The organism is Pseudomonadota bacterium, from assembly GCA_016927275.1.
GTDB lineage: Bacteria > UBA10199 > UBA10199 > 2-02-FULL-44-16 > JAAZCA01 > JAFGMW01.
This window is the reverse complement of the sequence record JAFGMW010000097.1, coordinates 38339-52664: the sequence shown is the minus strand read 5'-3', so window position 1 is coordinate 52664 and position 14326 is coordinate 38339. Positions and strand designations below refer to the sequence as shown.

The window sequence follows — 14326 nt, the reverse complement described above, 5'->3', positions numbered from 1 at the left end:
TCGTAGGAGATTATACTGAGGCTGGTGCTGTCGGAGACATACGAGTAGCCGCTGCGCGGGTCGTGGGCAAGTGGCCCCAGCTTCTTCTCCTCGGCCAGCACATGGACTATCGGCTCCGCCGTTATGTTCGCGAGCGTGAACTCCAGCAGGTCGCCGTCCTGCTGCGAGGCCAGGATCTTGCGGCTCGCCCCTGTGTAGGCGATGCCGCCTATGATCCCGTCGGTCTCCTTCTCGACGGAGAGGCTAGGGGGCTGCTCCGGTTCCAGGTCGAAGGCGCCCATGTCGAAGAGCTCGAGGACCTCGCCGTAGGACACGGCGAGCTCGCGGTCGGATATCAGGAGGAACCCCGACGTGAGCGAGCTCAGGCCGAAGTTGAACGGGGGGCCTCCGCCCGCCTCCCAGACCTTCTCGGCGTCGGGGAACGCGCTCAGATCGGGGGGTGCCAGCAGCGCGAGGCACAGGGCCGCAGTCGCCGCCATCCCCTTGATCAAAGCGCGCGCGCTTCGCATCAGATATGCTCCTCGATCATGAGCTCGGCGATCTGCACCGCGTTGAGCGCCGCGCCCTTGCGCAGGTTGTCGGCCACGACCCACATCGCGAGCCCGTTCTCCACGCTCGGGTCGCGCCTCACCCTGCCCACGTACACCGGGTCCTTGCCCGAAGCCTCCATCGCGAGGGGGTACCTGCAGCGCGCGGGCTCGTCCACGAGCTCCACGCCCGGCGCTTCGGAGAGTATCTCCCTCGCCCGCTCCGGCGTGATCCCGTCGGCGAACTCCACGTTTATGGACTCAGAGTGGCCGCAGAACACAGGGACCCTCACCGTGGTCGCGGCGACCTTCAGGTCCGGATCCCCCATGATCTTGGCGGTCTCCTCGACCATCTTCCGCTCCTCCTCTGTGGAGCCGTCCTCTAGGAATTTGCCTATCTGCGGTATGCAGTTGAACGCGATCCTGTGCGGGAACACCTTCGCCCTGATCTCGCCGCCGGAGAAGAGCGCCACCGCCTGCTTCGAGAGCTCCTCCATCGCCTCTATCCCGGCGCCGGAGACCGCCTGATACGTCGAGACCACGATCCTGGTCGCGCGCGCCTCCCTGTGGAGCGGGGCGACCGCGACGAGCATCTGTATGGTCGAGCAGTTCGGGTTCGCTATGATGCGCTTTCTCTCCCAGTGCGCGAGGTCGCCCGGGTTCACCTCCGGCACGACGAGCGGGCAGTCGGGGTCCATCCTGAAGGCGGAGGTGTTGTCCACGACCACCGCGCCCGACGCTGCGGCGACCGGCGCGAACTCGCGGCTCACGTCGCCGCCCGCCGAGAACAGGGCTATGTCCACCCCCTTGAACGAGTCGACTCCGAGCACCTCCACCGGCACCGACTCGCCCCTGCAGGTCACCTCCCTGCCGATCGACCGCTCCGACGCGAGGGGGATCACCCTCTTCGCGGGGAACGAGCGCTCCTCCAGCACCTTGATCATCTCCGCGCCCACCGCGCCGGTGGCCCCGACCACGGCGACCGTGTATTCCCTCTTCTTCATCCGCGCCTCTCCTTTTCTGTCGCCCGGCTATTTCCTGAACAGCCCCTCCAGCCTCTTTCTGCTCTCCTCCTGCTTCGCCCTCTCGGCCTGCGCGTCCCTGCCGAACTCGAAGAACTCGCAGAAGTTGGAGCGCTCCTTGTCCCCCACCATGGCGGCCTGGCTCTCGCGGCACTGGTTGTGGAAGCTCCGGTCGTAGAAGCGGCACTGCAGGCACGCGTGCAGGTCCCTGCCGCAATGCGGGCAGGTGTCCTGGCGGCCCACCTTCCTGTAGATGAGCTCCACCTCGCGGCCGCAGAATGAGCACCGTGGCATGCAGCCCCCTACCCGGAGAGCCTCTCGCCCCGGTCCGAGTCCCTGCCGCCCACCACCTCGAGGCGCCCGGCGGCGTCGGGGGGCCTGCCCGACCTTATCCGCTCCACGAGCCTGCGGCTCTGCCTGAGGGTCACCGCCTCCTCGAAGATGCCTGAGGCCACGTACGCGACCGTGAGCGCCAGCATCATGACCTCGGGCCTGGCCGCCACGACGAAGAGACCGAACACCAAAAGCACCAGCACGAAGAACGGGTTGCGGCTCTTTATGTCCACGACCTTCATGCTCCGGTAGCGGATCGTGGAGACCATCAAGAGCGCCAGCGCTACCGTCATGCCCGCGGTCAGGATGCTGCTCTCGGGAGGGAAGACGAAGTAGAAGTGGTGGAAGATGATGCATGTCGCGATGACGTATGCGGCCACCGGTATCGGCAGCCCCTGGAAGAACTCCTGCTCCACGTCGTCGTGCTGCACGTTGTAGCGCGCGAGCCTCAGCGCCCCGCAGGCGAAGTAGAGGAAAGCGGCCAGCCACCCGAGCTTGTCCATGGTGTGCAACGACCATGTGTAGATGAGTATGGCGGGGGCGAGCCCGAATGACGCGAGGTCGACGAGCGAGTCGTACTCTATGCCGAACTGGCTCTCCGCCCTCGCGAGACGGGCGATCCTGCCGTCGAGCAGGTCGAAGAGCCCCGCCAGCACGATCGCCCACGCGGCCGGGACGAAGTGGCCGCCGAGCGACTTGATCACCGAGTAGAACCCGCAGAAAAGGCTCGCGGAGGTGAGCAGGTTGGGCAGGATATAGACCCCCCGCTTCATCCCCTCCCGCCTCCTGCGGGGCCTGTTCCTCATTCGAACCTCCCCAGCACCGTCTCGCCCGCGCGGGTCCTCGCGCCCGGAGAGAGATCGACCGTCGCCTCAGGCGGGAGATACAGATCCACCCTGGACCCGAACCTGATCAGCCCGAAGCGATCGCCAGCGCGGAGCCCATCGCCCTCCCTGACGTAGCAGACGATGCGCCTGGCGACGATCCCCGCTATCTGAACGACCACCATGCGCCTGCCGGCAGCGTCCTCGACGACCAGCGAGTTGCGCTCGTTGTGTTCGCTCGCCTTGTCCATGCTCGCGACGAAGAACCTGCCGGCGCTGTACACGGCCCGCCGGACCGTGCCTGCGATCGGGAAGCGGTTCACGTGCACGTCGAGGATCGACATGAATATGCTGACCTTGGTCGCGGGCTCGCCGGTGTGGGGGGCTATCGCGCCTTTCTCCACACTGATCACCCTGCCGTCGGCCGGCGCTATCACAAGGCCCTCGCCCTCGGGCGCCTTCCTGCGCGGATTGCGGAAGAAGAAGGCGGTGAAGGCCGCAAAGGCGAGCATGGCCGCGGACACCCAGGCCAGCGACATCATCCACGCGGCGAGCGCGGCGATGAGAGCCGCCGCGACGAAGGGGAAACCCTCCACCGCCACCGGGAGCTGTCTCGGCACGGGCCTGTATGCGGTGCTCGCCGATTCCATAGCGTTCTACCTCGCGCGGTAGGCGCGCAGTATCGCCTCCATCCTGTCGCGTCCCACCAGCTTCTTCTTCTGCAGGTTCTTTCTCTCGATCTCCTCGCCCGGCGTGAGGAACGGCTTGCTGTTGAATTTCTCCAGCATTCGCTCGTACTCGATGTGCTCGGTGTAGAGGGAGGCCAGCGCCCTGTCTTCCTTCATGTGCCGCTGTATGATGTCGATGTCCGACTTTTCCATGGCTCCATCCTCCTTTGAGCAATAAAACGGCCCGCGCGCAGCGCTGCGATCGGGCCTGCCGTATCAACTCTTCGGCAGCCGAGGAGAGCGCCCTGATCCACAAGCGCCCACCCCGGCGCGGTGCTCTGCCATGCGGCAAATGCTATAGGAAAGCCCCTCGGACTGTCAATCAATAATTGCTTGATTTTAATGGTTTTTTAAGCCTTTCGGCCCGATCTGGGCCTGTGCATCGCGTTGAACCCTATCTCCGCGTCGGAGCGCCTGACATAGTTGGGGGCGAGCGAGGCGAGATCGTCCGATCTGCCCCTCGCGAGCCGGGGGAGGGCTAGCATCGCGAGGTTGGCCGCCTGGGCCAGGGCCTGCGCCCCCCGGGCCACATGCGCCCTGGCGCCGAGCCCCCTCTTCAAGACCTCCGAATACGCCAGCGCCCCGTCGCCCACGAGCAGGAGCTGTCCCTTGATCTTCCCGAGGCCTGCGATCACCGACTCAGGCGAAGCGGCGCATTCCTTCGAGAGGGGGCGCATCGTGCCGCCCGACTCCACCTCCCAGGGCTGGGCGAACAGCTCGCCCCGCTTCGCGTCGATGAGGGGTACGACCGCGCCCGCGAACCCGGCCCCGTTCAGCGCAAGCGATTTGAGCGACGAGACCCCGACGATCGGGATGCCGAGCGACAGGGCCATCCCCTTCGCGGCCGCGAGCCCGATGCGCAGGCCCGTGAACGATCCGGGCCCGATCGCCACCGCGATCGCCTCCGGATCGCCCTTTCGCCAGCCGGCCAGCTCGAGCATCCTGTCGACGGAGCCGATGAGCCTCTCCGAGTGCGTTCCCGGGACCGCCTGCTGCTCGGAGGCCACGAGCCTCTCCCCGTCGGAGAGGGCGATCGATCCGGCGACCACGGTCGTGTCTATGGAAAGTATCTTCACGGCGCTCAGAATATCTTCTCGATCATCCTGCGGATGCCCCAGACGTTGTCGATATCGTTTATCGTGACCAGCAGCATGAGACCGATCAGCATCAAAAATCCCACGTGGTGAGCCACGGCCCTGACGGTCGAGTTCAGCGGCCGCCTGATCGCCGCCTCGAGGCCGAGGAACACAAGCTGCCCGCCGTCGAGCACGGGGATCGGCAGGAAGTTGAGTATGCCGAGCTGAAGCGAGAGGAACGCTATGAAGTAGAGGAAGTTCGCGAAGCCGGCCGCCGCGGCCGCCGCCGAGGTCTTGGCGATGATGATCGGGCCGCCGAGGACCTTGTAGGACAGCTTCAGAGTGACGAGCCTCCAGAGCACGTCGAAAGTCATGCGCGCGAGCTTTATGTTCTCCTTCGTGCCGCGCACTACCGAGTCCACGAACCCGTGACGGACCACGGTCATGGGCACGCCGCTCGCGCTGTCCTTGGATATCCCGATGACCCAGCGGCCGAACTCCTCGCTGTACTCGGCGGAGAGCTCCGACTCGACTGTCTCGCCGCCCCTATCGACCGCGATCCTCTGTTTTCCCCCCTTGCTCTCGTTGATCCTTTTGGTGAGGTCGAGCCAGTCGTCGACAGGGCCCCCGCCGTACGAGAGCACTCGGTCCCCCGGCCTTATCCCGGCCTCGTCCGCCGGCCCGCCGGACCTCACGTCGTCGACGACCGGATCGCCGCCCACGAAGAGCATCGGGGCGATCCCCACGTACCCGCCCTTCATGTCCGGCATCTCCTCGACCGCGACGTTCGCGTGCACGAGCTCGCCGCCGCGCTCGATCCCGAAGTCGATCGTCGAGCCGGGCGACACCAGTATCCTGCTCATCACGTCGTCCCAGGTGGAGACCGGCCTGCCGTCGAGGGACACGACGAGGTCGCCCTCGGCGAGGCCCGCGCGCTGCGCCGGGGAGTCGGCCTTCACACCCTCTATCAAAGGCCTCTCCCGCAGGAAGGCGGGCTCCGCCCTGCCGAGCATGAAGACCGCAGGCATGACGATGAGGCAGAGGATGATGTTCATCATCGGGCCCATGAGCACGACCCTGGCCCTGGTCCACACGCCCTTGGCCGCGTAGGAGCGCGGGTCGAGGCTCCCCTCTTCGCCCGGCTCCTCGCCGAGCATCTTCACGTAGCCGCCCAGCGGCAGGAGCGAGACCCGATAGTCGGTCTCCCCCCTTCTGAAGCCGAAGAGCCTCGGCCCGAAGCCGAGCGAGAAGACCTCCACGCAGACTCCCGCGCGCTTGGCCGTTATGAAGTGGCCCACCTCGTGGATGAAGATGAGGGCGCCGAGGGCGATTATGAAATACGCTATGGTCATAGGATGCCGCGGGCGTGCTCGCGCGCCCATCGGTCCGCTTCAAGTATCATGTCCAGGGTGTCGGCCGGCGCCTTGTCGTGCGCCGACATGGTCTCGTCGACAACGCGGGCGATCTCCATGAAGCCTATCCTACCGTCGAGGAACGCCTCGACCGCCACCTCGTTGGCCGCGTTGAGCACCGCGGGCATCGAGTCGCCCTCCTGCAGCGCCTGGTATGCGAGCGAGAGGCACGGGAACCTCGCGAGGTCCGGTTCCTCGAAGGTGAGGCTCTTCACCGCGGCGAGGTCGAGCCTGGGACAGCCGCTCTCCACGCGCTCGGGCCACGATATCGCGTAGGCGATCGGGGCCCTCATGTCCGGCATGCCCAGCTGCGCCATCACGCAGCCGTCGCGGTACTCCACGAGCGAGTGCACGATGCTCTGCGGGTGCACGATCACCCGGATCTTCTCCTGCGGCACGGAGAAGAGCCAGCGCGCCTCCATGACCTCGAGCCCCTTGTTCATGAGCGTGGCGGAGTCGATCGTGATCTTGGCGCCCATGTTCCAGCGGGGGTGGGCGATCGCCTGCTTTGGGGTGGCGGCGCGGATCTGGTCCATGCTCGCCCTGAGGAAAGGCCCTCCCGAGGCGGTGAGATGGAGGGCGGTCACGTCCTCGCGGCGGTGCCCGGCGAGCGACTGGTGTATTGCCGCGTGCTCGCTGTCCACCGGGAGTATCGCGACTCCCATGCGCGCGGCGGAACTCGATACCAGCGCGCCGGCCACCACCATGGTCTCCTTGTTGGCGAGCGCGACGTTCTTGCGCGCCTCGATCGCGCGCAGCGTGGGCAGAAGCCCCGCAGCCCCGACGATGGCGGAGACCACGAGGGCGGCCTCGGGGGCCTCGGCCACGCGGCACGCGCCCTCGATGCCGAAGAGGATCTCGGGCATGTGGCCGCGGACGATCTCCCTGAGCCTCGCTGCCGATTGGGCGTCGCGGACCGAGACCACCGCCGGCCTGAACCGCTCTATCTGACGGGCGAGCAGCTCCACGTCGTGGCCCTCGGCAAGCCCCACCACCTCGAAGCGGTCGGGGTTGCGCGCCACGACGTCCAGGGTGCTCTGGCCGATCGATCCGGTGCTTCCTAGTATCGAGATTTTTTTCATATGTCCCTTCACATCCCGACTACGTATCTGAAATAGGCGTACGCGGCCGGCGCGGTGAATATCAGCGCGTCGAGGCGGTCGAGCAGCCCCCCGTGCCCCGGTATGACGCTGCCCGAGTCCTTCAGCCCGCAGCTGCGCTTCAGCATCGACTCGATCAGATCGCCCAGCGGCGACACGATCCACACCACGAGGGCGAGCACGGCCGCGAATGCGAGCGAGAGCTCAGGCAGCATCGCGAAGCGCACCGCAGCGACCCCGACGGCGGAACCGACGAGCGAGCCCGCGAGCCCCTCCACGGTCTTGTTGGGGCTCACGGAGGGCGCGAGCTTGTGCCTGCCGAACGCCTTGCCGGCGACGAGGCCGAACACGTCGCACAGGCAGGCGGGAACGATCGCGATGAGGATCAGCGCCCTTCCGCTGTGCATCCTGAGAAACCATGACCAGATCGGGAACGCGACGCCGAGGTAGATAGCGCCCATGAGGGCGAGCCCCAGCCTCTCCGCGACCCGATCGAGAGCCCGCGCCCTGACCATGAACACCAGGGCGAGCGCGAAGAGCGCCGCGACTATCCCGAGGGCCGCCGCCTTGCGCCAGGGGGCGGGGCCCATCATCCACAGCGCGAGCAGCGCGCCGGCCGCGAAGGTCGCCCATCGCTCGACCCTGTCGGCGAAGAACATCCTGGAGTACTCGGCGAGGCCGGCCGCGGCGGCGCCGAATATGAGCGCGGCAAGCGCCCAGGCCGGGAGCCAGAGCACGGCGGCCAGGACCAGCGCGCCGAGGACGATCGCCACCACAACCCTTTTCATCCGCACCCCGTGCTAGAGAAGCTGCTCGTCGGTGAGCCCGAACCTGCGCTCCCTCGCCTTGTAGGATTCTATCGCCCTGTCGAGCTCCGCCTCGTCGAACTCCGGCCAGGGCCTGTCGGTGATGTAGAGCTCGGTGTATGCGATCTGCCAGAGCAGGAAGTTGCTCACCCTCATCTCGCCGCTGGTGCGCACGAGGAGGTCCGGGTCCGGCATGCCGGCCGTGTCGAGCGCCCCGGAGAGCGACTCCACCGTGACATCGGAGGCCCCCGAGCCGATCAACCTGTTGACCGCCCTCACGATCTCCTGCCTGCCGCCGTACGACAGCGCCACGACCAGGGTTATGTTCCGGCCGCGCGCGGTCGCCTCCACGGTCTCCGCGATCTCCTGCCTCACGTCGGCCGGCAGCCTCTCCACGTCGCCGATCACCCGGAAGCGCGTGCCCTCCTTCACCATCTCGGGGCGCTTGACCACGAGGAAGTGGCGCATCAGCTGCATGAGCGAGAGGACCTCCTCGGAGGGCCTCTGCCAGTTCTCCTCGGAGAAGGCGTAGAGCGTCACGTACTTCACTCCGCGGTAGCGGCAGGCGCTGACGATCCGCTCGATGGCCTCGGCGCCCATGCGGTGGCCCTCGGCGCGCGGGAGGTCGCGCTCCTTCGCCCACCGGCCGTTGCCGTCCATTATGATCGCTATGTGCCTGGGTATCCGCCGCATCAGAGCTGCATCACGTCCTTTTCCTTGTGGGCGATCGCATCGTCGACCTGCTTGATGAAGTCGTCGGTGAGCTTCTGCACCCGATCGTGGGCCTTGCGCTCCTCGTCCTCGGTGATCTCGCTCGCCTTCTTGAGGACCTTGAGCTCCTCGTTCGCGTCGCGGCGGACGTTGCGGACTATGACCTTGCAGTCCTCCCCGTGCTTCTTGATGACCTTCACGAGCTCGATGCGGCGCTCCTCGTTCAGCGGCGGCACCGGGAGCCTGATGACCTTGCCGTCGTTGGCCGGGTTGAGGCCCAGGTCCGCCTTCTGGATCGCCTTCTCGATGGCGGAGGCAGCCGAGTGGTCCCACGGCTGAATGACGATGGTTCGCGGGTCCGGGACCGACATCGTGGCGAGCTGGTTGAGCGGCGTCTGAGTCCCGTAGTACTCGACCCTCACGTCGTCGAGCACCGCGAGCGACGCCCGGCCCGTGCGGAGCTTCGAAAGCTCGTGGCGGAACGCCTCCAGCGCCTTCTTCATCTTCTCCTGCGACTTGTCGAACACTGTGTTATCCATAGATTATGGTCCCCGTTTTTTCCCCCTTCACCGCGCTCATGAGGTTCTTCGGCTTGAAGATGTCGAAGACGATGATGGGGAGGTTGTGTTCCATGCACATGGATATCGCGGTGGCGTCCATCACCTTCAGGCGCCTGCTCAGGACGTCGACGAATGTCAGGCTATCGAACCGCTCGGCCTTTGGCTCCTTGACCGGATCCGCGGAGTACACGCCGTCCACCTTGGTGCCCTTGAGGATGACCTCCGCGTTGATCTCCACCGCCCGGAGCGCGGCCGCGGTGTCGGTCGAGAAGAACGGGCTGCCGGTCCCCCCCGCGAAGACCAGGACCCTGCCCCTGGCGAGGTGCGCGAGCGCGCGGCGCCGGATGAACGGCTCGGCGATCTGGGGCATGGAGATGGCGGTGAGAAGCCTCGCGTCGAGGCCGCGCCGCTCGAGCGCCGACTGGAGGGCCAGGCCGTTTATCACGGTGGCGAGCATGCCCATCATGTCCGCCTGGGCCTGCTCGATGGCGCCTCCCTCGGCGGCCACGGCGCCGCGGAATATGTTGCCCCCGCCGATCACCACCGAGACCTCTGCGCCCGCCTTCGAGACAGCCTCTATCTCCCCCGCTATCGCGTCGGCTGAGTCGAGGCCGATCCCGCCCTGCCTGCCGCGGAGACCGAGCGCCTCGCCCGAGAGCTTGAGCAGAACCCTCTTGTATTTCATGGGAAGCCTACTCCTTCCTCTTTTCTACCCCCTCGCCTACCTGAAGGCGCACGAACGAGTCGACCTTGATGCCGTCGTCGATCTTCGCCAGCCACCTCCCCACCGTGGACTTGCCGTCCGGGTCGCGCACGAATATCTGCTCCTCTAGGCATATCTCGGTGAACACCTTGCCCATCTTGCCCGTGACTATCTTGTCCATGATCTCGGGCGGCTTCTTCGTTTCGCCCATCTGGGCCAGCATGATCTCCTTCTCCTTGGAGATCACCGACTCCGGTACGTCGTCGCGCCTGACGTACTGCGGGTGCATGGCTGCCACGTGCATCGCGACCTCGCGGGCCGTCGTTTCGTCGAGCTTCCTGTTGGGATCTCTGAACTTCACGATCACGCCGATCTTGGAGCCCGCGTGGATATACTGCGCGAGCCTGCCCTTCGCGTCGGCCTCGACCCTGGAAAACCGCCTCACGCCGAGGTTCTCGCCTATCTTCGCCACCAGCGCTGTCTGCGCCTCGCGAACCGTGGACCCCCTGAACGCCGCGCCCATCAGCGCGTCGAGGTCGGCCGGGTTCGCGTCGCGGATCACCCCAGGCAGCTCTGCCACGTATGCGCGGAAGTCGTCGGTCTTGGTGACGAAGTCGGTCTCGCAGTTGACCTCCACCAGCACCCCCACCCTCGCGTCGTCCGACATGGAATACCCGATGAGGCCGTCGGCCGCGGTGCGCCCCGCCTTCCTGGCTGCCGTGGCCACCCCCTTCTTCCTCAGTATCTCCACCGCGCTGTCCATGTTGCCGCTCGATTCGGCCAGCGCCGTTTTGCAGTCCATCATCCCTGCGCCCGTCTTCTCGCGCAGCTCCTTCACCATCTCGGGTGTTATAGACATCTGTTTCCTCCGTGAACTGTGATCAGTGATCAGTGATCGGTGATCTGTGATCAGTTGTCTGTTCTCAGCTTCTCAGCTTCTCAGCTTCTGCCTTCTCATCCCTCCACTTTCGGCGTCTCAGGCTCGACCTTCGCAGAGGCGAACTTCTCGGCCTCCGCATCGGGCGCCGCAGCCTCCTCGCGCCTGGCCACCCACGCCTTGCCCTTGCCCCCTATCTTCTGCTCGCGGACCGCCGGCCCCTTGGGCCTGGCCTCGCGCTCCTTGCCCGCGTGCTCCTTCTGCTCGCGCAGCGCCGCCTCTCGGCGCTGGGCCCCCTCGCTGCAGGCGTCGGCCACGAGCTTCGTGAAGAAAGATATGGAGCGGATCGCGTCGTCGTTGCCCGCGATGAGGTAGTCGATCCCGTCGGGATCGCTGTTGGTGTCGATGAGGGCGATGATCGGGATGCCGAGTTTCCTCGCCTCGAGCTTTGCGATCTGCTCGTGGTTCGGGTCCACTATGTACACCAGCCCCGGGGTCTTCGCCATGTCCTTGATGCCGCCGAGCGAGAACTCGAGCTTCTCTATCTCGCGGTCGAGCTTGAGCGTCTCCTTCTTGGGGAGCTTCTCGAACTCGCCCTTCTCCTTCTTGGCCTCCAGGTCCTTGAGCCTCGTGATCGACTGCTTGATGGTCTGGAAGTTGGTGAGCATGCCGCCCAGCCAGCGCTTGGTGACGAAGAACTGCCCCGCCCGCCTCGCCTCCTCCTCGACGACATCCTGGGCCTGCTTCTTGGTGCCCACAAAGAGCACCGAGTTGCCCAGGGCCACGGTGTCGGCCACGAACTTGTAGGCGCGCTGCGCCTGCTGCGCGGTCTGGTCCAGGTCGATTATGTGGATCCCGTCGCGGGCCGAGAAGATATACGGCCTCATCTTGGGGTTCCAGCGCCTCGTCTGGTGCCCGAAGTGAACCCCTGCCTCGAGCAGCTCCTTTACCTCGATCTGCGGTGACATCGTTGCCTCCCATGGTTTTGCCTGTGGGCCCCCTCAACCGCTTCCTGTCAGGACCACCCTGACCGGCTTCGCGGAACCATTGCGGGGGGCTTGAGGAAATATGCCGATATTATTACAGAAACGTCCCTTTTTTGAGTCCGTTGCCTCTAACACGCGAATTCCGGTTATGCAATAGAAATCAGCTGGTTTTCGGAGCGGATCTTGGCGGCTTCGGGTCCTGTCTGCGGACCACCCCCATTTGCGGCATCGCCGCAGCAAGCCCCGAGTCCAGACATGCGACGAAAGCGGCTGCTGGCGTCAAATGGGGGTCCCCCGCTCCGCAGCCACCCGAAGCCGGAAACAGTTCCGCTACGAGGAAGCCCCGTTCCGCTACGTCAAATCGGCACTGTTGCGCTCCTGCCTGTCGCCGTGTCGAGGTTGTCCGTTTCGGACACGGCGACGCCCGGAGGCGAAATAGTATCGATTTGACGGAGCGGGGCGGGGGATTCGGCAGACGGAGAGGGTCGGGGATACCCCATCTCGCTACGGTTCGTCGCCTCAGACGCCGCTCGAGGGGTATCCCCGACCCTCTCCGTCAAATCGGCACCCACTGCCTTTGCTCTTCAGCGTAGTGGTGCCTTGAGGGTTTTGGAGCGGGACGGCTGGTGAGCGGCGTCATGAGGCGCCGCTTTCCAAGCCTACGGTGCTGCGGCGCCGAATGCGCAGGTGAGCGAGCGGCGTCTGAGCGAGCGAGCCGTAGCGAACCGGCCGTCCCGCTCCAAAACCCGAACTGGTACCCGGAGGCACTTGTGCGTCTGCAGAGTTACGCTAGGAACTCTCGGGTTTTTCTGGTAGCATGGGGACAAACAGAGGGGCGATAAACTTAAAGTGGATTATAGATATGAAGTATAAATATTTAATATTTATAATTTTAACATTAATATATACCGTGGCAGGTGCGTCTCAGGCACCAGACATGAGACTGGGCGACATGATGGGGTCTGCACCGGTGCTGCCTGAGGCGAAGCACCCACCGCAGCCGGCAAAGGCGCCTCCCCCGGTTTCTGCCTCAACACCACCCGCTGCGCCGGCGACCGGGGTGGAGCCGATCCGGTCGACCACCCCCGACGACCTGAACCTCTACAGAAAACAGGGGCACAGGGACGCGAAGTGGGACGAGTTCATAACCCCGGCCTTTGAGTGCTTCGACGCCGACCGATTCGCGACAGCGGGAATCTTCCTCAGGAAGGCCTACGAGCTGGGCTGCCGCGACCCCCTGGTCATCTTCCGGCTCGCAATATGCCGCGAGAGCGCAGGCGACGCGAAACTGGCGGCGGAGCTCATGATCGAGGCGGAAAAGGGGCTCGCCTCGCGCTATCCCGGCCACCCGCTGTCGCAGGCCATAAGCAAGCACGCGGGACGGGCACTCTACAAGGCGGACCGGTACAAGGAGGCCCTGCCCCATCTCAGGAAGGCGCTGGAGAGGGAGCCCGGCGACTTCATGCTGCTGCTCATGGCCGGCCAGGTCGAGCGGATGGAGAAGAACCTAAGCGAGGCGCGCTCGCTCTTCGAAAAGGCGATTGCCTCCGGGGCGCCCGCCGGGATGATCCCCGATCCGGCGCTGACCCTCCTTCGGGAGCTCGTGATCCTCACCTACGAGCTCAAGGACTTTGCGGCCTGCGAGGCATATGTAGCGATGGTGAGGGAGCGCGACCCGCAGGACAGGGTGGCCGCGGAATACGACCGCAGGCTCAAGTCAGCGCGCGCCCGCGAGAAGGAGCTGGAGATAATAAAAAAAATGGTGCAGTGAAAACATGAAACGATTGGCCCGCGAAGACAAGCGATAGAACGCGATGAAACTCCGATGACAGGGCGATGGAAATGCGATCATTTACAGCCATCGCATGAGCCCCCAGAGCATCTTGCTGACCTCGGAAAGGCGCGATTTGAGCGAGAGCGCCCTCTCCTCGCGGATGAGCCCGAAGGCAAACATGAGGTCCACGCAGGCCGCGACCTCGGAGGCTGAGGCCCGGGCGATCTCGAAAAACCGGCGCCGCTCGGCATGACTCCTCCGGGCGTTTCCTTCGGCCGTGTTGAGAACCACAGAGGCCATCGCCCTTCGCTGCTGATCCAACAAGTATCCCAGGCCCTTGGGCCACCTGGCACCCCCCTTGCTTAACTCCTCTGCCAGCCTCACTGCCCTGCGGTAGCACTCCAGTTTTTCGTGCAACATAAACACCTCCAAAGGTTCGGTTTTCGTTTCGGGCTCCCGCCCGATTGAGAGCCCGAAACGAAAACCGAACCAAAAGGAGGTCGTATGAATCACGAAAAACTGGAGTGCTACAGGCAGTTGCTTTCAACGGCAGAGGAGGTTGCAAGGCGGGTGACCAGGTGGCCGCGGGGCCACGGCTACCTAGCCGATCAGCTCAGCCGGGCGATGGCCTCGGCCGTTCTCAATCTGTCCGAGGGAAATGGAAAACAGAGGCAGGGCATCGAGCGGCGCCGCTTCTTCAGGATCTCAATGGGTTCAATCTCCGAGGTCGCGGCCGCGCTCGACCTCGCCCATGCCTTCGGCCTCATCAAGAGGCCCGAGCAGGAGTCGCTCAAATCGCGCCTCCGCCTGGCCTATGTAAAAATAAGGGCCTTGCCGTAGCAAGGCCCCTTTTTTTCTCTCGGTTTTCCGTGTCTCAGTTCTCCCGA

Annotated in this window: 18 protein-coding genes; 2 read left to right on the top strand and 16 right to left on the bottom strand. The window is 65.1% G+C overall.

Going from position 1 to position 14326, the window contains the following annotated elements; translation table 11 throughout:
- The 15 genes from JXA24_07085 to rpsB form a co-directional block, all read right to left on the bottom strand.
- A partial coding sequence (locus tag JXA24_07085; protein ID MBN1283515.1) for a hypothetical protein occupies window positions 1–509 on the bottom strand: 509 nt, incomplete at its 3' end.
- Entirely contained in the window at window positions 509–1531 is a 1023-nt protein-coding gene (locus JXA24_07080) for an aspartate-semialdehyde dehydrogenase (protein MBN1283514.1), read from the bottom strand. The genes JXA24_07080 and JXA24_07085, both read right to left, overlap by 1 nt.
- Window positions 1532–1558: 27 nt before the next feature.
- Window positions 1559–1843, bottom strand: coding sequence for a hypothetical protein (locus tag JXA24_07075; GenBank protein MBN1283513.1), 285 nt, complete (start codon window positions 1841–1843; stop codon window positions 1559–1561).
- Window positions 1844–1851: 8 nt separating this feature from the next.
- Complete coding sequence (gene pssA / locus JXA24_07070) at window positions 1852–2688, bottom strand: CDP-diacylglycerol--serine O-phosphatidyltransferase (protein MBN1283512.1); 837 nt, start codon at window positions 2686–2688, stop codon at window positions 1852–1854.
- Window positions 2685–3356, bottom strand: a complete 672-nt coding sequence (locus tag JXA24_07065) for a phosphatidylserine decarboxylase family protein (protein ID MBN1283511.1) — start codon at window positions 3354–3356, stop codon at window positions 2685–2687. The genes pssA and JXA24_07065 overlap by 4 nt, the downstream gene beginning before the upstream one ends.
- Window positions 3357–3362: 6 nt before the next feature.
- Entirely contained in the window at window positions 3363–3587 is a 225-nt protein-coding gene (locus JXA24_07060; GenBank protein MBN1283510.1) for a DUF465 domain-containing protein, read from the bottom strand.
- A 197-nt stretch (window positions 3588–3784) separates the two neighbouring features.
- Entirely contained in the window at window positions 3785–4510 is a 726-nt protein-coding gene (gene tsaB, locus JXA24_07055) for a tRNA (adenosine(37)-N6)-threonylcarbamoyltransferase complex dimerization subunit type 1 TsaB (GenBank protein ID MBN1283509.1), read from the bottom strand.
- 5 nt (window positions 4511–4515) lie between these two features.
- On the bottom strand, window positions 4516–5862 hold the full coding sequence (gene rseP / locus JXA24_07050; protein MBN1283508.1) for an RIP metalloprotease RseP: 1347 nt from the start codon (window positions 5860–5862) through the stop codon (window positions 4516–4518).
- A complete protein-coding gene (locus JXA24_07045; GenBank protein MBN1283507.1) occupies window positions 5859–7004 on the bottom strand; it encodes a 1-deoxy-D-xylulose-5-phosphate reductoisomerase in 1146 nt (381 codons plus the stop codon). Before JXA24_07045 ends, rseP begins: the two co-directional genes overlap by 4 nt.
- Before the next feature lie 8 nt (window positions 7005–7012).
- Complete coding sequence (locus JXA24_07040) at window positions 7013–7810, bottom strand: phosphatidate cytidylyltransferase (protein MBN1283506.1); 798 nt, start codon at window positions 7808–7810, stop codon at window positions 7013–7015.
- Window positions 7811–7822: 12 nt separating this feature from the next.
- Window positions 7823–8521, bottom strand: coding sequence for a di-trans,poly-cis-decaprenylcistransferase (gene uppS, locus JXA24_07035; GenBank protein ID MBN1283505.1), 699 nt, complete (start codon window positions 8519–8521; stop codon window positions 7823–7825).
- A complete protein-coding gene (frr, locus tag JXA24_07030) occupies window positions 8521–9078 on the bottom strand; it encodes a ribosome recycling factor (GenBank protein ID MBN1283504.1) in 558 nt (185 codons plus the stop codon). The genes uppS and frr overlap by 1 nt, the downstream gene beginning before the upstream one ends.
- Window positions 9071–9784, bottom strand: a complete 714-nt coding sequence (locus JXA24_07025) for a UMP kinase (protein ID MBN1283503.1) — start codon at window positions 9782–9784, stop codon at window positions 9071–9073. The genes frr and JXA24_07025 overlap by 8 nt, the downstream gene beginning before the upstream one ends.
- Window positions 9785–9791: 7 nt before the next feature.
- A complete protein-coding gene (locus JXA24_07020) occupies window positions 9792–10661 on the bottom strand; it encodes an elongation factor Ts (GenBank protein MBN1283502.1) in 870 nt (289 codons plus the stop codon).
- A gap of 95 nt (window positions 10662–10756) precedes the next feature.
- Complete coding sequence (gene rpsB / locus JXA24_07015) at window positions 10757–11647, bottom strand: 30S ribosomal protein S2 (GenBank protein ID MBN1283501.1); 891 nt, start codon at window positions 11645–11647, stop codon at window positions 10757–10759.
- A 955-nt stretch (window positions 11648–12602) separates the two neighbouring features.
- Here rpsB and JXA24_07010 point away from each other — a divergent pair.
- On the top strand, window positions 12603–13436 hold the full coding sequence (locus JXA24_07010) for a hypothetical protein (protein ID MBN1283500.1): 834 nt from the start codon (window positions 12603–12605) through the stop codon (window positions 13434–13436).
- An 81-nt stretch (window positions 13437–13517) separates the two neighbouring features.
- On the opposite strand, the gene JXA24_07005 is transcribed toward JXA24_07010, so the two are convergent.
- A complete protein-coding gene (locus tag JXA24_07005) occupies window positions 13518–13859 on the bottom strand; it encodes a four helix bundle protein (GenBank protein MBN1283499.1) in 342 nt (113 codons plus the stop codon).
- A gap of 84 nt (window positions 13860–13943) precedes the next feature.
- Here JXA24_07005 and JXA24_07000 point away from each other — a divergent pair, with 84 nt between their 5' ends.
- Window positions 13944–14279, top strand: coding sequence for a four helix bundle protein (locus tag JXA24_07000; protein ID MBN1283498.1), 336 nt, complete (start codon window positions 13944–13946; stop codon window positions 14277–14279).
- The last annotated feature ends 47 nt before the right edge of the window (window positions 14280–14326 follow it).